At 59.7% G+C, this 16,993-nt stretch carries 14 protein-coding genes; 10 read left to right on the top strand and 4 right to left on the bottom strand.

The features are described 5' to 3' along the window. Positions 1 to 464: 464 nt before the first annotated feature. The gene (locus tag ACWHXD_RS25910) at positions 465 to 2,960 is read left to right on the top strand and encodes a LuxR C-terminal-related transcriptional regulator (protein WP_138763245.1); all 2,496 of its coding nucleotides are present in this window, start codon (positions 465 to 467) and stop codon (positions 2,958 to 2,960) included. Here ACWHXD_RS25910 and ACWHXD_RS25905 read toward each other — a convergent pair. Then, positions 2,957 to 3,832 (bottom strand): helix-turn-helix domain-containing protein, encoded by an 876-nt coding sequence (locus tag ACWHXD_RS25905; protein ID WP_138763283.1) that lies wholly within the window; start codon positions 3,830 to 3,832, stop codon positions 2,957 to 2,959. The two genes, ACWHXD_RS25910 and ACWHXD_RS25905, sit on opposite strands and share 4 nt — an antisense overlap. A 136-nt stretch (positions 3,833 to 3,968) precedes the next feature. On the opposite strand from ACWHXD_RS25905, the gene ACWHXD_RS25900 reads away from it, so the two are divergent. Continuing rightward, positions 3,969 to 4,871, top strand: coding sequence for a DMT family transporter (locus ACWHXD_RS25900; RefSeq protein ID WP_138763244.1), 903 nt, complete (start codon positions 3,969 to 3,971; stop codon positions 4,869 to 4,871). Between the two features lie 415 nt (positions 4,872 to 5,286). Here the strand turns inward: ACWHXD_RS25900 and norR are convergent, their stop codons facing one another. After that, positions 5,287 to 6,834 (bottom strand): nitric oxide reductase transcriptional regulator NorR, encoded by a 1,548-nt coding sequence (gene norR / locus ACWHXD_RS25895; RefSeq protein WP_138763243.1) that lies wholly within the window; start codon positions 6,832 to 6,834, stop codon positions 5,287 to 5,289. Between the two features lie 147 nt (positions 6,835 to 6,981). On the opposite strand from norR, the gene hmpA reads away from it, so the two are divergent. The 8 genes from hmpA to queC all read left to right on the top strand — a co-directional run bounded on the left by hmpA (position 6,982) and on the right by queC (position 15,361). Beyond that, the gene (gene hmpA / locus ACWHXD_RS25890; protein ID WP_138763242.1) at positions 6,982 to 8,163 is read left to right on the top strand and encodes an NO-inducible flavohemoprotein; all 1,182 of its coding nucleotides are present in this window, start codon (positions 6,982 to 6,984) and stop codon (positions 8,161 to 8,163) included. A gap of 236 nt (positions 8,164 to 8,399) precedes the next feature. Next, positions 8,400 to 8,906: a disulfide bond formation protein B gene (locus ACWHXD_RS25885; protein ID WP_003194055.1), complete on the top strand. Its 507-nt coding sequence runs from the start codon at positions 8,400 to 8,402 to the stop codon at positions 8,904 to 8,906. Between the two features lie 794 nt (positions 8,907 to 9,700). Beyond that, on the top strand, positions 9,701 to 10,642 hold the full coding sequence (cyoA, locus tag ACWHXD_RS25880) for a ubiquinol oxidase subunit II (protein ID WP_003194054.1): 942 nt from the start codon (positions 9,701 to 9,703) through the stop codon (positions 10,640 to 10,642). A gap of 3 nt (positions 10,643 to 10,645) precedes the next feature. Beyond that, positions 10,646 to 12,664, top strand: a complete 2,019-nt coding sequence (gene cyoB / locus ACWHXD_RS25875) for a cytochrome o ubiquinol oxidase subunit I (RefSeq protein ID WP_003194053.1) — start codon at positions 10,646 to 10,648, stop codon at positions 12,662 to 12,664. Positions 12,665 to 12,667: 3 nt separating this feature from the next. Next, positions 12,668 to 13,294, top strand: coding sequence for a cytochrome o ubiquinol oxidase subunit III (locus tag ACWHXD_RS25870; RefSeq protein ID WP_003194052.1), 627 nt, complete (start codon positions 12,668 to 12,670; stop codon positions 13,292 to 13,294). After that, positions 13,294 to 13,629, top strand: a complete 336-nt coding sequence (gene cyoD / locus ACWHXD_RS25865) for a cytochrome o ubiquinol oxidase subunit IV (protein WP_003194051.1) — start codon at positions 13,294 to 13,296, stop codon at positions 13,627 to 13,629. Before ACWHXD_RS25870 ends, cyoD begins: the two co-directional genes overlap by 1 nt. 11 nt (positions 13,630 to 13,640) lie before the next feature. Further along, the gene (cyoE, locus tag ACWHXD_RS25860) at positions 13,641 to 14,528 is read left to right on the top strand and encodes a heme o synthase (RefSeq protein WP_003194050.1); all 888 of its coding nucleotides are present in this window, start codon (positions 13,641 to 13,643) and stop codon (positions 14,526 to 14,528) included. Between the two features lie 134 nt (positions 14,529 to 14,662). Then, positions 14,663 to 15,361 (top strand): 7-cyano-7-deazaguanine synthase QueC, encoded by a 699-nt coding sequence (gene queC / locus ACWHXD_RS25855; protein ID WP_138763241.1) that lies wholly within the window; start codon positions 14,663 to 14,665, stop codon positions 15,359 to 15,361. Between the two features lie 106 nt (positions 15,362 to 15,467). On the opposite strand, the gene ACWHXD_RS25850 is transcribed toward queC, so the two are convergent. Then, on the bottom strand, positions 15,468 to 16,331 hold the full coding sequence (locus tag ACWHXD_RS25850; RefSeq protein ID WP_032895364.1) for a queuosine precursor transporter: 864 nt from the start codon (positions 16,329 to 16,331) through the stop codon (positions 15,468 to 15,470). Further along, the gene (locus ACWHXD_RS25845) at positions 16,318 to 16,923 is read right to left on the bottom strand and encodes a helix-turn-helix transcriptional regulator (protein WP_003194047.1); all 606 of its coding nucleotides are present in this window, start codon (positions 16,921 to 16,923) and stop codon (positions 16,318 to 16,320) included. The genes ACWHXD_RS25850 and ACWHXD_RS25845 overlap by 14 nt, the downstream gene beginning before the upstream one ends. Between the last annotated feature and the right edge of the window lie 70 nt (positions 16,924 to 16,993).

Here is a 16,993-nt window from a genome sequence, read left to right as displayed (position 1 = left end):
CGGCAGGGATGCCGGTTTAGCCGCCCCGCGCCATGGATGGCGCGTGGCGGCGGCCCCCCAAATCACTGGCGGATTACGGGCACACCGAGCCTAAGCGAGGTGCCGAGTGGTGGGGCAAGAGCGCTTTGCTTACTTTCGCGCTTTTCGAAAGTGAGCCGCCGTCAGGGCGGAACCCTAGGTGGCCGTTACCGCAACAATGGATATGTACACAGTCCAGCTGGGTTGACTGCCAGGCCGCCTTCGCGAGCAAGCCCGCTCCCACAGTTTGATCGTGGTGGGTCAGATAGATAGGCGTCGGCTGTCAGGTCGTCACGGGAGCAAGCCATCCCAGGCAACCCAGCTCCCACACCGAATGGTGTCCACCGCGATTTTTATGGTCTTCAATCACCCCGCTGAATACTTCTTCAACAACCGCCAACCACAGGTCTAGGGTGACGCAACAATAAAAACAGCAGGATGCAGCAATGACCGCCATGACCCGCTGCCTGGACCGTCCTGGATGCATGCCACGGCTGTCCGCCCACCACCTGTTGCGTCCGCGCTTGTCACAGCCTTTGCTCGCGGCGCAGGCGCGTGTGAAGTTGCTGTGCGCGCCGGGTGGCAGTGGCAAGAGTGCACTGCTCGCCGAGTGTGCATTGCAGGCGCCGGCGGGGTGCCTGGTTTATTGGATGCCGCTCCATGGCGCAGCGCTCAGCCCGTTGGAGTTGTGCACACGGCTGGCGCAACACCTGGGCCTGGTGTTTGTCGATGAAGCCACCTTATTGCTCGACCTCAGCTGCTGGCCCAAGCCTGCGTGGCTGTTTCTGGATGATTTCTGCCGCCTGCCGGCCCCCGAGTTGGACGCGTTGCTTGATCGTCTAATCAGCGCCAGCAGTGCGCAACTGACGTGGTGGCTGGGTGCGCGACGGCGCCCGGTGTGCAACTGGCCGCGCCTGTTGTTGGAGGACGAACTGCTGGAATGCAGTGAGTTGTCGTTCAACGCTGCGGAGGTCCAGGCACTGCTCGCCCCAGGGCAGAGCGTTGACAGCGTGATGCAGTTCAGCGGCGGTTGGTGTGCCGGTGTACGCATCGCCGCGCTGGGCGATAACCACCCCGACAAGACCTTGCTGGATTACCTGCAACACGAACTCTTCAGTACCTTGCCGGCGCCATTGGTCGAAGCCTGGCACGTATTGGCCCACCTGCCACGCTTCAACCCAGGCTTGTGTGAACACCTGTTCGGCCATGGTGACGGCGAACAGTACCTGCGCGAGCTACAAGCACTCGGTGCATTTATCCAGCCCTGGGAAGGCACCGGCGACTGGCTGCAGGTGTTTGCACCGCTGACGCGACTGCTGCGCGACGAACCCTGGCCGGCCAAGCGTTCGTGGCACCGCCGGGCCTGCCAATGGTTCAGCGCCGAGCGCGACTGGCAAGCGGCCTTCGAGCAGGCGTTGCTGGCGCAGGAATATGAAGTGGCGGTGAGCCTGTTGCAGCACTTCAGTTTCGAGGATTTGTTTCGCCAGCAGAACGCCGTACTACTGTTGCGCCTGCATGAACAGCAGGGCGATGAACTGATGTTGGGCTCGGCGCAGTTGGTGGGGCTGCTCACGGCCGCGTTGTTGTTTGCCGGGCGCTTCGAACAGGCAGCCTTGTGCATCGACCAACTGGCCCGCTTTGCCCCGCAACCCACGGCCGCCGCGCAGCGCTATCTGCTGGCGCGCTGGCAGGCGCAATGGGGCTGGTTGCTGCATTTGAGCGGCGATGCCGAACGCGCCAGCGAGCATTTTCTTGAAGCCCTGCAAGCGCTACCCGACAGCGCCTGGACATCGCGTCTGATGTGCCTGTCGGGCCTGACCCAACAAGCCTTGCTGCGCGGTGAGTTGGAGGCCGCCCAACGCTTGAGCCGCGAAGCGCTGTGCCTGGCCCGAGCCCACGGCTCGCTGGTATTGGAGGCCCTGCTGGAGTTGGACCACGCCCAATTGCTGGAGCAGCGTGGCGCGCCGTACCGGGCGCAAAGCCTGTTGGAAACGGTGCAAGCGATGTTGGCCGGGCAACGGCTCACCGCCGGGCCGTTGGTGGGGCGTATTGTCTTGCGCCGCGGGCATCTGGCTTTGCGTCAGGGCCAGGACGGCCTGGCCGCCGAATGTTTCGAGGCTGGCTTGAGCATGTGCCTGCAGAGCCAGGACAAGCGCGTGTTGTATGGTTTTCTGGGCCTTGCGTTGTTGGCAGCCAATCGTGGCGACTACGCCCAGGCGTTCATTCAACTGCGCGACGCCGAGCGGCTGATGCAGCAGCGTCAGGTCCCCGACACGGTGTACCGCGCGGTACTGCTATTGGTCAGTGGGCACTTCTGGTTGCAGCAAGGTCGCGCCGAGTTGACGGTGCAAGCCGTGCGCCGGGTGTTACGCCACTTTCGCGGGCCTTGCGCCAAGCAGGCACCGCCGGCCACCTTGGAACTGATCCCGCGCCTGGAATATTTGCTGGTGCTGGCCGAGGTCAAGCTGGGCTGTGCCGAGCAACCTATCGCGCGGCTTAATGCTTTGCTCGACACCTCACGGCAACGCGGCATGTTGTGCCTGGAAACCGAATTGCACCTGGTGCTCGGTGAAGTGACCTGGCAGCTTGGCGACCCGGCGTTGGCGCGCCGGTCGCTGCAAGCTGGCTTGGCGCTGGCGGAGCGTTGCCAGGTGCAGCAGGCGGTTCGCGAGTTGCGTTTGCGCGCGCCGGGGCTTTTAAGTGAGCTGGGCCTGGAGCCCCAGGCGGCGCCTGCCGGGGCGGCGCAGAACCCGTTGAGCCAGCGTGAGCTGGAGGTGCTGCAACTGATCGCGCTCGGCAACTCCAACCTGGAAATCGCTGATCGCCTGTATATCTCCCTGCACACCGTCAAGACGCATGCGCGGCGTATCCACAGCAAACTCGGGGTAGAGCGACGCACCCAGGCGGTGGCCAAGGCGAAGACGTTGGGCTTGATGGTCTAGGCGCAGAATGCCTGGCGGTATTGGCTCGGCGTGGCGCCCATGGCGTGGCGAAAGCGCTGGTTGAAATGGCTGGCGCTGGAAAAACCGCACAGCAAGGCCACCTCACTGATCGCTAAAGCACTGCTGCGCAGCAGGTTTTGCGCTCGTGCCAGGCGCCGTGCCAGCAGGTACTGATGGGGCGGCACGCCGAAGCTCTGGCGGAACATCCGGGCGAAATGGTATTCGGACAGCGCGCACATGGCGGCCAACTGGCCGAGGCTGATGGCGTCTTCCATATGCTGGTCGATGTACTCCACCAACCGCCGTCGTTGGTGCGCGGCCAGCCCGCCTTTCAAGCGCAAGCCTTCGCGGGCGCCGACCTGGCTGAGCAAGGTATGGCTGAGCAGTTCATGGGCCAGGCTGCTGGTCAGCAGTCGCTCGCCGGGCTCGTGCCAGTTGAGGCTGACCAACTGGTGAAAACGCCGGGCCTGGAAGGGGTCTTCGAGGAAGGTGCCCTCACGCAAGTGCAGCTCCCGTGGCTCACGGTCCAGCAGGGTGACGCAGCCGAGGGCAAATTGTTCCGGGCTGAAATACAGGTGGGCCAGGCGAATATCGCCATTGATCACCCAGGCCGACTGATGCTCGGCCGGCAGGATGCACAGTTTGTCGGGGCCGCCCTTGAGGCTCGGCTGATCACGCCGAAAGGTGCCCGTGCCGCCGCCGATGTAGCAGGACAAAGTGTGATGGCTGGGGGCCTGGTAATCCTGGGCGTCATGGTGGTTGCTCCACACGGCCGCAGCCAACCCGTCACCGAGCTCGGCGCAAGCTTGCAAGCGTGCGTGGGGCGAGCGGTTGAGGGCTTGGAAGACGTGCAGCGATTGCAGCTCTGGCATGGTGTGTTCTCCGACGCCTTGCATCCTACGCTCCACCGCTGGCGCTGTGAGCCCATCGCCCGACAAAAGCGCAAGAATGTGCAAGAACGTTATCCGGGGGGAGGACCACACTGTGGCTCAATCGACGGAGCCGGCTATGAATCTTTTCCTGTATTTACTCACGGTGCTCATCTGGGGCACCACCTGGATCGCCCTCAAGTGGCAGTTGGGCGTGGTGGCGATTCCGGTGTCGATTGTCTATCGCTTCGGCTCGGCCGCCCTGGTGCTGTTCGTGCTGTTGTTGCTCAGCCGCAAGTTGCAGGTGATGAACCGACGCGGGCACCTGATCTGCCTGGCGCAGGGGCTGTGCCTGTTCTGCGTCAACTTCATGTGCTTTCTCACCGCCAGCCAATGGATTCCCAGCGGCCTGGTGGCGGTGGTGTTTTCCACGGCGACCTTGTGGAACGCGCTCAATGCCCGGGTGTTTTTCGGCCAGCGGGTGGCGCGCAACGTGCTGATGGGCGGGGCGCTTGGGCTGCTGGGGCTGGGCTTTTTGTTCTGGCCGGAGCTGGTTGGGCATACCGCCAGTCCGCAAACGCTGCTGGGCCTGGGCTTGGCGCTGCTGGGCACCCTGTGCTTCTCGGCGGGCAACCTGCTGTCCAGCCTGCAACAGAAGGCCGGGCTCAAGCCGCTGACCACCAATGCCTGGGGCATGGCCTATGGGGCGGCGATGCTGGCGACCTATTGCGTCGTGCGTGGCATTCCCTTCGAGATGGACTGGAGTGCACGGTATATCGGTGCGCTGTGGTACCTGGTGATCCCGGGCTCGGTGATTGGTTTTACCGCTTACCTCACTCTGGTGGGCCGTATGGGGCCGGAGAAAGCGGCGTATTGCACGGTGCTGTTTCCGGTGGTGGCGCTGAATGTATCGGCAGTTGCCGAGGGTTACCAGTGGACGGCGCCGGCGTTGATGGGGCTGGTGCTGGTGATGCTGGGGAATGTGCTGGTGTTTCGTAAGCCTCGGGCCATCGTGCCGGACCTTAAGGCTAGCCAAGCCTGAATGTGGGAGCTGGCTTGCCTGCGAAGACGGCCTCACAGTCAACGCAGCTGGATTGTGTGTATATCCATTGCTGCGGTAACGGCCGCTTAGGGTTCCGCCCTGACGGCGGGTCACTTTTGGAAGGACCCAAAAGTAACCAAAAGGTCCTCGCCCCACCACTTGGCACCTCGCTTAGGCTCGGTGTGCCCGTAATCCGCCAGTGATTTGGGGGGGCCGCCGCCACGCGCCATCCATGGCGCGGGGCGGCTAAACCGGCATCCCTGCCGGTTTACCCCCCAAATCCCTGTCGAATTCCGGCCAGCGTGGTTTGACGGGGCGCCTGAGATCAAAAGCAGATCAAGATCAAGAGCGACTCGCTTCGCATCGTGGTTACCGTTGGCTGCTACAGCCCCGACATTTGACTGAGGTGCCTGCTTTATTTGAGGCCCAGGCGCTTGGCCATGCGTCCCAGGTTGGCGCGGTCCAGGCCCAGTTCGCGGGCGGCGCTGGCCCAGTTTTGCTGGTGACGCTCCAGGCAGGCGCTGATGAGTTGGCGCTGGTAATGCTCGGTGGCCTGGCGCAGGTCGCCGCTGACCATGGGCGGGGCTTGGGCCGGTGCTTGTTCGGCCACCGCCGCACTCACATCGGGCAAGTCCAGGTCCAGGGCGCTCAGGCTGAGAATCTTCGGGCGCTCGCGGCAGTTGCCCAGGGCTTTCAACGCGCTGCGCCCGATCAAATGCTCCAGCTCGCGCACATTGCCGGGCCAGTTGTAGGTCAGCAGTGCCGCCTGGGCGTCGCCGGTCAGGCGCAGGCTGCCCAGGCCCATGCGCGAACGGTTCTGTTCGAGGAAGAAGCCTGCCAACAGCAGTACATCACGCCCGCGCTCGCGCAGCGCCGGCACTTGCAGCGGGTAGACGCTCAAACGGTGGTAGAAGTCGGCGCGGTAGCGGCCATTGCGTACCTCTTCGGCAAGGTCGCGGTTGGTGGCGGCAATCAGGCGCACATCCACTTGGTGCTCCTTGTCCGAGCCCAGGCGCTGCAACTGGCCGCTTTGCAGCACGCGCAGCAGCTTGGCCTGCACGGTCAACGACAACTCACCCACTTCGTCCAGGAACAAGGTGCCGCCATTGGCCAGTTCGAACTTGCCTCGGCGCTCGTTCAACGCGCCGGTAAAGGCGCCGCGTACATGCCCGAACAGTTCGCTTTCGACCAGGGTCTCGGGCAGGGCGGCGCAGTTGAGGCTGATCAGCGGTTTGTCGGCGCGCGAAGAGGCGGCGTGGATCGCCTGGGCCACCAACTCCTTGCCGACCCCGGTTTCGCCGGTAATCAGCACGGTCAGGTCGCTGCCGCCGACCAAGTTGATTTCCTCGACCAGGCGCTTGTGCGCTTTGCTCTGACCGATCATTTCCTTGTGCTGCTGGCCGCTGGCCTGGCGATAGATCTCGGCGCGCTGGTGCTCGTCTTCGGCCCGCAGTGCCAGGCGCTCGATGCGTTCAGCCACGTTGACGGTGGCCGCGGCAAGGCTGGCGAAGGCTTGCAGGGCGTCCAGCTCGACCCGTTCAAATCGCTCGGTATCGAGGGCGTCCAGGGTCAGCAGGCCCCAGGGCTGGTCGTCGATAAACAGCGGGCAGCCCATGCAGTCGTGGACTTCCAAGTGGCCATGCAAACCGGCGACCAGGCCGTCATAGGGGTCGGGCAATTCGCTGTCACTGTCGAAGCGGGTAGGGCCGGGGCTGCTCAGCAGGATCTCGAAGCGCGGATGTTCGCTGACCTTGAAGCGTCGGCCCAAGGTATCGGCGCTCAAGCCGTCCACCGCCAACGGCACCAACCACTCGCCATCCAGGCGTAACAACGCGGCGGCGTCGCAGGGCAGCAGGGCGCGCATGGCTTGCAGCAGGCGTCGGTAGCGCTCGCCTTCGGGCAAGTCCCGGGACAGGTCAGCGACCAGTGGCAGTAAGGTGGTGAGCAGGGGTTGTGCAGTCATAATGACTCCTTGTAGTCCTTATGACTATAAAGTGTAGGAAGTCATTCTGACTACAGTATATTTAACTTGTTGAAATTAAAGGATTTATAAGTTGGCACGATTACTGACTGCTTTAAGGCAATCAGTAAGAAGACCCAGGAGTCTCCCATGCTTAGTGCCCAAGACCGTGCAATCATCAAATCTACCGTGCCCCTGCTGGAAAGCGGCGGCGAAGCGCTGATCACCCACTTTTATCGCATGATGCTGTCCGAGTACCCCGAGGTGCGCCCGCTGTTCAACCAGGCCCACCAGGCCAGTGGTGACCAGCCTCGCGCCCTGGCCAATGGCGTGCTGATGTACGCGCGGAATATCGACCAGTTGGACCAATTGGGCGGCCTGGTGGCCAAGATCATCAACAAGCACGTGGCCTTGCAGATCTTGCCGGAACACTACCCTATCGTTGGGGCGTGCTTGCTGCGGGCTATTTCTGAAGTGCTGGGCAGCGAGATTGCCACCCCCGAGGTCATGAGTGCCTGGGGCGCGGCCTACGGCCAGTTGGCAGACATTCTGATCGGCGCCGAAGCGGCTATCTACGACGAAAAAGCCCAGGCGCCCGGCGGCTGGCGGGGTGCGCGGCCGTTCCTGCTGGTCAAGCGCGTGGAGGAGAGCGACGAGATCATCTCCTTCTACTTCGCACCGGTGGACAACGGCCCGATCCTGGCCGCAGCCCCCGGCCAGTACATCGGCCTGAAACTGGTGCTCGATGGCGAGGAAGTGCGCCGCAACTATTCCCTGTCGGCCCTCACCGACACTGGCCTGTACCGCATCAGCGTCAAGCGCGAAGCGGGTGGGCGGGTCTCCAATTACCTGCATGACCAGATGCATGTCGGCGCGACCATTGACCTGTTCCCACCGTCGGGCGAGTTCACCCTGGCTGCCAGTGATAAACCGCTGGTGCTGATCAGCGGTGGGGTTGGGATTACGCCCACACTGCCGATGCTCGAAGCCGCCCTGGCAACCGAGCGCCCGGTGCACTTCATCCATTGCGCCCGTAACGGCGGGGTGCATGCGTTCCGTGACTGGGTGGACGCCCTGGCGGCCCAGCATCCGCAGCTCAAGCGTTTCTACTGCTACGCCGAGGATGACGGCATCAGCCCGGCGGCAGACAAGGTGGGGATGCTCAACCAGGAGCAACTGGCGGCCTGGTTGCCTGAGCAGCGCGACATTGATGCCTATTTCCTGGGGCCCAAGGGCTTCATGGCGGCGGTCAAGCGCCATCTCAAAGCGCTGGGTGTGCCGCAGGAGCAGGCGCGCTATGAGTTCTTTGGGCCGGCAGCGGCGCTGGAATAATCCCCCCTAGCAACAACACTGTCCAAAATGTGGGAGCGGGCTTGCTCGCGAAAGAGGCGTGTCAGTCACTACATGTGTCTCTGATGCTCCGCCTTCGCGAGCAAGCCCGCTCCCACATTTGGCCCTCTATTGCTCCCGATTAATCCGCAGTTAACCCCTCTCTGTTTTAACCACTGCCTGTGTGTAAACTTGTTGCCATCAGGCACAACCATAATCAGAGAAAGGGAAAGACGGGGATGATTGACGACATGCGTTTAGGCAGGGAGCGGCGCTTTCTGGTGTTGCTGGGCATCATCTGCCTGGCGCTGATTGGCGGGGCGCTGTACATGCAAGTGGTGCTGGGCGAAGCACCGTGCCCGCTGTGCATTCTGCAACGCTACGCCTTGCTGCTGATTGCGCTCTTCGCGTTCATTGGCGCCGCCATGCGCACCAAGGGCGCGCTGACGTTCTTCGAAGGGTTGGTGGTGCTCAGCGCCCTGGGTGGCGTGGCTGCGGCCGGCCATCATGTGTACACCCAGTTCTTCCCCCAGGTCAGTTGCGGTATCGATGTGTTGCAACCGATCGTCGACGACCTGCCCCTGGCCAAGGTGTTTCCCCTGGGCTTCCAGGTCGATGGCTTCTGCAGCACTCCTTACCCGCCGATCCTCGGCCTGTCCCTGGCCCAATGGGCGCTGGTGGCATTCGTGCTGACGGCGATCCTGGTGCCCCTGTGTATCTATCGCAACCGTCACCCCAAAGCCTGAGTCACTGCGGTTGCCAAACGCTCCGTTCCTTCTGAATGAAGGCCGGAGCGTTTTTGTTTGTAGGGATTTGTGAAAGCACCGTGACGAGGGGCAACGGAAGGTGCGCGCAGCGTGCGACATGTTGTCACACGGACGCTGTCGCAGGACGTTTCTGACCCGCCAAATCGGCCCTTAAATTTGCACCCGGCGCACAAATTGTGCTGTCAGTTCGTGGTTCGTGCGGTGGCCCGATTTGTGTGCGGCCCCAACCCCTGCAGCCTCTATGAATGCCTTGTTTTATGGGGACTTGGACGGCATCCGCATGCCCTTACAAGCCGTAAGGGAAGTGGCACTGTGCCCAATAACACGGCAATTTTTGTGGTTTTTGTTGAGAATCGAACACGATAAGATCGCGAATCTTTGCAACTTTGGTGAAGGATTGTTGCTGGAATCGATAAAAATTATTTCTTTATAAGACATGGTTTATACATCGCTAGCTAACTACAATCGCCCGCACTGAATGTCCGGTGCTGTTCAATATTTGAGCATTGGAGCGGTCGAGGAGCAGATGGAAGGCTCAATGCGACCCCAGGTTCCGGCAGCCTTTCAACTATCCGCACCAAATGGAATTGGTCTGTAACAAGGCCTTTAGCCACGAAATCGAATAAGAACTCACTGCAGGTCCGTGAAACGTACAGTCATGACGTGTCGGGCAGGCTCTTATTCAATCGAAGAGAAATGCCAACCCTTGGCAGGGTGAAGTGTTGGCGATCAAAACCCAACTGCATTGCGCAAGCTGCTTTAGAGGTCGTGAGATGAGTAAAAACAGGTACCCCCGATTACTAGGCTTTTTGCCGCTGCTTGGCATGATGTTAATGCTGGGAGGCTGCAAGTGGACCTTGCTCGACCCAAAAGGACAGGTCGGTCTGGATGAACGAAACCTGATCATCACCGCTACCCTGCTGATGCTGCTGGTTGTGGTGCCTGTGATCGTGATGACCTTCGCCTTCGCCTGGAAATACCGCGCGTCCAACACCAGCGCTACCTACGCGCCGAAGTGGTCGCACTCCACCAAGATCGAGATCGCGGTGTGGCTGGTTCCGATCCTCATCATCATCGCCCTGGGTTACATCACCTATAAGTCGACCCACGCGCTGGACCCGTACCGTCCGCTGGAATCCGACGTCAAGCCTGTGAACATCCAGGTGGTCGCGCTGGATTGGAAGTGGCTGTTCATCTACCCGGACCTGGGTATCGCCACTGTCAACGAGATCCGCTTCCCGGAGCACACCCCGCTTAACTTCCGGATCACCTCCGACGCCGTGATGAACTCGTTCTTCATCCCTGCACTGGGCGGCCAGATCTACGCGATGGCAGGCATGCAGACCCGCCTGCACCTGATCGCCAACCAGAAAGCTGAAATGGAAGGCATCTCCGCCAACTACAGCGGCGCTGGCTTCACCGGCATGAAATTCAAAGCGATCTCGACAAGCCAGGAAGATTTCGACGCCTGGGTAGCTGCAGTCAAGGCCGCACCTAAACAGCTTGATCAAGCTGAATACGACGCTCTGACCAAACCGAGCCAGAACAACCCTGTCGCCTTGTACTCCGCGTATGAGCCGGACCTGTTTCAGAAAATCGTCGACAAGTACGAAGGTATGAAGCCAGGCAAGCCGGTCAAGCACGAGAAGAAAGAAGTGGCCGTGGTTGAAGGTTCTGATACGGGCGCGCATTCAACTGCTGGGGCAGAGGAGTAAACGATGTTTGGTAAATTAAGTTGGGACGCGGTCCCATTCCACGAGCCGATCGTAATGGTGACTATCGCCATGATCGCGCTGGGTGGTTTGGCGCTGGTTGCGGGTATCACCTATTTCAAGAAGTGGTCCTACTTGTGGACCGAGTGGTTGACCTCGGTCGACCACAAGAAAATCGGCGTCATGTACGTCATCGTTGCCATGGTCATGCTGCTGCGTGGTTTTGCCGACGCCATCATGATGCGTACCCAGCTGGCCATGGCCACCGAGGGCTCGCCTGGCTACCTGCCACCTGAACACTATGACCAGATCTTCACCGCCCACGGTGTGATCATGATCATCTTCATGGCGATGCCTTTCTTCACCGGCTTGATGAACCTTGCCTTGCCGCTGCAGATCGGTGCGCGTGACGTTGCCTACCCGTTCCTGAACTCCCTGAGCTTCTGGCTGCTGGTGTCCGGCGTGGTGCTGATCAACGTTTCCCTGGGCGTCGGCGAATTCGCCAAGACCGGTTGGGTTGCGTATCCGCCATTGTCGGGGCTGCAATACAGTCCGGGCGTGGGTGTGGACTACTACATCTGGGCGCTACAGTTATCAGGGCTCGGGACGACATTGACGGGGGTCAACTTCCTGGCCACCGTCCTGAAAATGCGCGCCCCTGGCATGAAACTGATGGACATGCCGATCTTCACCTGGACCTGCACCTGGGCAAACGTGCTGATCGTGGCTTCGTTCCCGATCCTGGCCGCTACCATGGCGCTGCTGTCGCTTGACCGTTACCTGGATTTCCACATTTTCACCAATGAACTTGGTGGCAATCCAATGATGTACGTGAACCTGTTCTGGGCATGGGGTCACCCTGAGGTGTACATCCTGATCCTGCCAGCGTTCGGTATCTTCTCCGAAGTGATCTCGACCTTTACCGGCAAGCGCCTGTTCGGTCACCACTCGATGGTCTACGCCTCGGGCGCGATCTCCGTACTGGGCTTCATGGTGTGGCTGCACCACTTCTTCACCATGGGTTCGGGGGCCAGCGTTAACGCCTTCTTCGGCCTGGCGACGATGCTGATTTCCATCCCGACGGGGGTGAAGCTATTCAACTGGCTGTTCACCATCTACCACGGTCGTCTGCGCATGACCAGCCAGGTCCTGTGGACCCTGGGCTTCATGGTGACTTTCGCCATCGGCGGCATGACCGGCGTACTGTTGGCCATCCCGGGTGCTGACTTCGTGCTGCACAACAGCCTGTTCGTGATCGCCCACTTCCACAACGTGATCATCGGTGGTGCGGTATTCGGCTACATCGCTGGTTTCAGCTTCTACTTCCCGAAAGCGTTCGGCTTCAAGCTGCACGAAGGTTGGGGCAAGGCTGCGTTCTGGTTCTGGATCTCGGGCTTCTTCGTCGCGTTCATGCCGCTCTATGCACTGGGCTTCATGGGCATGACCCGTCGTCTGAACGCCACCACCAACCCTGAGTGGGTACCGTACCTGTACGTTGCCATGTTCGGTGCGGTGATGATCGCTGTGGGTATCGCCTGCCAGCTGATCCAGCTGTACGTCAGCGTGCGTGATCGCAAGCAGAACATGTGCGAATCCGGCGACCCATGGAACGGCCACACCCTGGAATGGTCGACCTCGTCGCCACCACCGTTCTACAACTTCGCTGTGATCCCTACTGCGAACACCATTGATGCGTTCACCGAAGCCAAGGAAGACGGTACTGCGTACCAGAAGCCCAAGCACTACGAACCGATCCACATGCCAAACAACACCGCCACTGGCGTGGTGATGGGTGCGCTGTTGACCGTGTTCGGTTTCGCGATGATCTGGCACATCTGGTGGCTGGCAATCGCGAGCCTGGTGGGCACTATCGGTTACTTCATCATTCACGCTGCCCGTGATGATCAAGGCTACATGGTGCCGGTCGAAACGATCGAACGCATCGAAGCCGAGCAGCACGCTCGCCTGGTAGCCGAGAAGAAGATCCCGGCCAACCGTGTAGAAACCTCGTTGGAACAGGCTTAAACCATGTCGAACTTAGTGACCAATGCTGGACACGCCCATGTCGATGACCATGGGCACGATGACCACCACCACGACTCGGGGCCGATAACCGTCTACGGTTTCTGGCTCTACCTGATGACCGACTGCATCTTGTTTGCGTCGATCTTCGCGGTGTACGCGGTACTGGTAAACAACGTAGCGGGTGGCCCGTCGGGCCACGACATCTTCGAACTGCCTTACGTGCTCGGCGAAACCGCCTTGCTGTTGTTCAGTTCGATCACCTACGGCTTCGCCATGTTGGCCTTCTACAAGGGCAACAAGAAGGGCGTACTGAGCTGGCTGGGCCTGACCTTCCTGTTCGGCCTGGGCTTCATCGGCATGGAGATCAACGAGTTCCACCTGCTGATCTCCGAAGGCTACGGCCCGCACCGTTCCGGTTTCCTGTCGGCGTTCTTCACGCTGGTCGGCACCCACGGTCTGCACGTATCCGCCGGCCTGCTGTGGATGGCGGTGATGATGTATCAGGTCAATAAGCACGGCCTGACCAACACCAACAAGACTCGCCTGAGCTGCCTGAGCCTGTTCTGGCACTTCCTGGACGTGGTCTGGATCTGCGTATTCACCGTCGTTTACTTGATGGGGACTCTGTAATGGCTAATGCACACTCCCATGACAGCCACGATTCAAGCCATGGCAGCGTAAAGTCTTACGCCATCGGCTTCATCCTGTCGGTCATCCTGACCCTGATCCCGTTCGGCCTGGTGATGTACCCAACCTTGCCGAAGTCGATCACCTTGATGATCGTCCTGGCGTTCGCGGTGATTCAGGTGCTGGTTCACCTGGTGTACTTCCTGCACCTGGACCGCTCCAAAGAGCAGCGCGAGAACGTGATCGCGTTTGTGTTCGCAGGCCTGGTGATCGTTCTGCTGGTTGGTCTGTCGCTGTGGATCATGTTCAGCATCCACACCTACATGATGGCGAAGTGAGGTAAGACCCGATGTCGCTTAAGCACTTTATCCAAATCACCAAACCGGGGATCATTTTCGGTAACGTGCTTTCTGTGGCGGGCGGTTTCTTCCTGGCCTCCAAGGGACATGTCGATCTGGCCATCTTCCTGGCGGCAATGATCGGTACGTCCCTGGTGGTTGCTTCCGGTTGCGTATTCAACAACTGCATCGACCGTGACATCGACATCAAGATGGAGCGCACCAAGAATCGCGTGCTGGTCCAGGGCCTTATCTCCCTGAAGCTGGCACTGATCTACGCGACCGTCCTGGGTGTTGCCGGTGTGGCCCTGTTGTACAAGGTGGCCAACCCGCTGGCGGCGCTGTTTGCCGTGATCGGGTTTGTCATCTACGTCGGCCTCTACAGCCTGTACCTCAAGCGCAAGTCGGTTCACGGCACGCTGGTGGGCAGTCTGTCGGGGGCGATGCCGCCGGTGATTGGTTATGTGGCTGTGACCAATAGCTTCGACATGGCCGCGCTGACGCTGCTGGTGATGTTCAGCCTGTGGCAGATGCCGCATTCCTACGCCATTGCGATTTTCCGCTTCAATGACTACCTGGCTGCGTCGATTCCGGTATTGCCGGTCAAACGTGGCATCCAGGTGGCCAAGAAACACATCCTGCTCTACATCCTGGCCTTCCTCGTGGCGACCTTGATGTTGACCTTCAGTGGCTACGCCGGCATGAGCTACCTCGCTGTCGCCGCGGCCATGGGCATGTACTGGTTGTACATGGCCTGGACCGGCTACAAGGCGGTGGACGACACCGTCTGGGCGCGCAAGCTGTTCGTGTTCTCGATCTTCACCATCACCGCGCTCAGCGTGATGATGTCCCTGGATTTCCAAGTGCCGAAAGAGCTGTTGCTGACCTACGCTCACTGAGTGGTCTTGCAGTAAAAAAGCCCCGCCTTCGAAAGTCGCGCGGGGTTTTTTATTGAGCGCTGCGTTATCGTTGACGTTTTTCGCGAGCGAGCTCGCTCCTACACCCTAATTCTTCGAATGCAGGAAGCAATGCAATGAGTAAAAAAGCCGTAATGGTCTTCAGTGGCGGGCAGGATTCGACCACCTGCCTGATCCAGGCCCTGCCGCTGTATGACGAAGTGCACTGCATTACCTTTGATTACGGCCAGCGCCATGTGGCAGAAATCGAAGTGGCCCAGAAGTTGGCCAAGCAGTTGGGTGCCACCGTGCACAAAGTGATGGATGTGTCCCTGCTCAATGAGCTGGCGATCAGCAGCCTTACCCGTGACAACATTCCGGTGCCGACCGTGAACAGCTCGGGTGAAAGCCTGCCGAGTACCTTTGTGCCGGGGCGCAACATCCTGTTCCTGACCCTGGCTGCGATCTACGCGTACCAAGTCAAGGCCGAAACCGTCATCACCGGCGTGTGCGAAACCGACTTCTCAGGCTACCCCGATTGCCGGGATGAATTTGTCAAAGCACTGAACCAGGCCCTCAAGCTGGGCATGGAATACGACGTGCGCCTGGACACCCCGTTGATGTGGCTGAACAAGGCCGAGACCTGGGCCCTGGCCGACTACCACGGGCAACTGGAACTGGTGCGCGAGCAGACGCTGACCTGCTACAACGGCGTGATTGGCACCGGCTGCGGCAACTGCGATGCATGCAACCTGCGCGCCCGTGGCTTGAATGACTACCTGCAGAACAAGACCCATGTCATGCAGAGCCTCAAGCACAAGTTGCAACTCAAATAACCCTTGTAGGAGCGAGCTTGCTCGCGAAGAACCTGAGAGCGCCGCGTTCCATCCGATGCGCTGCGTGATCGTTGACGTTCTTCGCGAGCAAGCTCGCTCCTACAAGTTATTGATAGCGTTTGAATAATGAGCGTGCGCCATAGGCGGGCAGGATGTTGAAGAACGCAAAGCCGACTTTGATCGCGATCTGCACATAAATCATGCTGAGGATATCGCTGGTCTGCATCGCCCCGTAGAAGGCAATAAAGCAGAACAGGAAGCTGTCGATAATCACCGCGAAGAACGTACTGAGGAATATCCGCAAGTACAGGTACCTGGAGTTGGTCAGCTCCTTGATCTTGCACAGCAGGTAGGAATTTATGTTCTCCGACACCAGGAACGACACCGAAGAGGCCACCAGCACCGATGACACTTGCAGGATCACGTCGGTATAAGGCCCATCCAGCTTCCAGCCCGGCAGCCCCGGCAAGAACGTGGAGCCATACAGCAGGATGATGATCATCGCGTTGCTGGCAAACGCAAATAGAATGGCCCGCCTGGCCAGGCGCAAGCCGAAATTCTCGTTGAGCAAGTCCACGATCAAAAAGGTCAGCGGGTACAGGAACGTGCCCGGCGTGACGATGATGCCCAAGGACTCCAGGTAAATCGGCTTGGTCGCGGCAATGCTGGTGAAGATATAGAAGGTGAACAGCAGCAAGTTCAGGATGATGTAGATCATCCAGGAGTTTTCATTGCGGTCGTTTATCTCGTAAGCGGTCAGCGCTCCGCCTTGGGAATAGAACTTCTTGTACAGGTTCTTGATTTCCATCTTGTTGAAGTTGTCCATCATTTCACTGCTGAGCACTTCACTCAGCTTGATCTTGAGGACCTTGCCGGTGGCGATCACCATGATCACCGCCAGGCGCTTGTCATTTTCAAAGCCCAGCAACTTGTATTTGCTGTTTTCAATGGTGCCCTCAGACGTTGTCATTGAAGCGCTCCTCAAGGATGTCGCCGATGACACACAACCGCTCTGAGTTCCCGCAGGGTTCGAGGGTAATGAACAGCTTCTTGGTGGCGCGGTCGTACACCAGCTTTTCTTTATCGTCGCTGGATGAGCCTTTCTGTACGATCAGCAAGTCCCCAGGCTCATTAAGGCCGGGAATTCCGTGCTCCAGGCGCACGCCGATCAGGTTGCAGGCGCTGCCGAAGTAGTAGGTCAGTGGATGAAGCGTGGCCAGTTCACCGATGCGCTTGCCCAGGTTCTGCATGAGCAGGCTTTCCTTGAGTACAGGCACTGCCGCCGGGTTCTTGTTACCCAGCGGGGAAACGTTGCTCTCGATGACTTCCTTGGCCTCAAAACTGATGGTCTCGATTTCTTCGTAGGACACGCCAAAGAAGTCCGAGATCTTGCGAATCGTCGACTGCTGTACGTTAACGACCTTGCCTTCCAGGATATTGTAGATAGTCGTCCTCGTCAGGCCGGCGGCACTGCTTAGCGAAAGCTGGGTTTCGCCACGACTTTTGATCAAGTACTTGATGTTGCTCTTCAAGTGCTCGGTTTTTTCCCGTCTGTGTATCAAGTGCTCACCACTTCCATTTAGTCATCAGTCCATGCCGGCAGAACCCGATGTTGCGGGTTTGGCGGCAGTG

It is taken from the genome of Pseudomonas fjordensis (assembly GCF_976987115.1).
This window is presented reverse-complemented; position numbering and strand designations above follow the sequence as displayed.

Bases quoted from the DNA above. Each gene is read 5' to 3' on its own strand.
- ACWHXD_RS25910 (WP_138763245.1), top strand. From the start codon at position 465: ATGACCGCCATGACCCGCTGCCTGGACCGTCCTGGATGCATGCCACGG.
- ACWHXD_RS25905 (WP_138763283.1), bottom strand. From the start codon at position 3,832: ATGCCAGAGCTGCAATCGCTGCACGTCTTCCAAGCCCTCAACCGCTCG.
- ACWHXD_RS25900 (WP_138763244.1), top strand. From the start codon at position 3,969: ATGAATCTTTTCCTGTATTTACTCACGGTGCTCATCTGGGGCACCACC.
- norR (WP_138763243.1), bottom strand. From the start codon at position 6,834: ATGACTGCACAACCCCTGCTCACCACCTTACTGCCACTGGTCGCTGAC.
- hmpA (WP_138763242.1), top strand. From the start codon at position 6,982: ATGCTTAGTGCCCAAGACCGTGCAATCATCAAATCTACCGTGCCCCTG.
- ACWHXD_RS25885 (WP_003194055.1), top strand. From the start codon at position 8,400: ATGATTGACGACATGCGTTTAGGCAGGGAGCGGCGCTTTCTGGTGTTG.
- cyoA (WP_003194054.1), top strand. From the start codon at position 9,701: ATGAGTAAAAACAGGTACCCCCGATTACTAGGCTTTTTGCCGCTGCTT.
- cyoB (WP_003194053.1), top strand. From the start codon at position 10,646: ATGTTTGGTAAATTAAGTTGGGACGCGGTCCCATTCCACGAGCCGATC.
- ACWHXD_RS25870 (WP_003194052.1), top strand. From the start codon at position 12,668: ATGTCGAACTTAGTGACCAATGCTGGACACGCCCATGTCGATGACCAT.
- cyoD (WP_003194051.1), top strand. From the start codon at position 13,294: ATGGCTAATGCACACTCCCATGACAGCCACGATTCAAGCCATGGCAGC.
- cyoE (WP_003194050.1), top strand. From the start codon at position 13,641: ATGTCGCTTAAGCACTTTATCCAAATCACCAAACCGGGGATCATTTTC.
- queC (WP_138763241.1), top strand. From the start codon at position 14,663: ATGAGTAAAAAAGCCGTAATGGTCTTCAGTGGCGGGCAGGATTCGACC.
- ACWHXD_RS25850 (WP_032895364.1), bottom strand. From the start codon at position 16,331: ATGACAACGTCTGAGGGCACCATTGAAAACAGCAAATACAAGTTGCTG.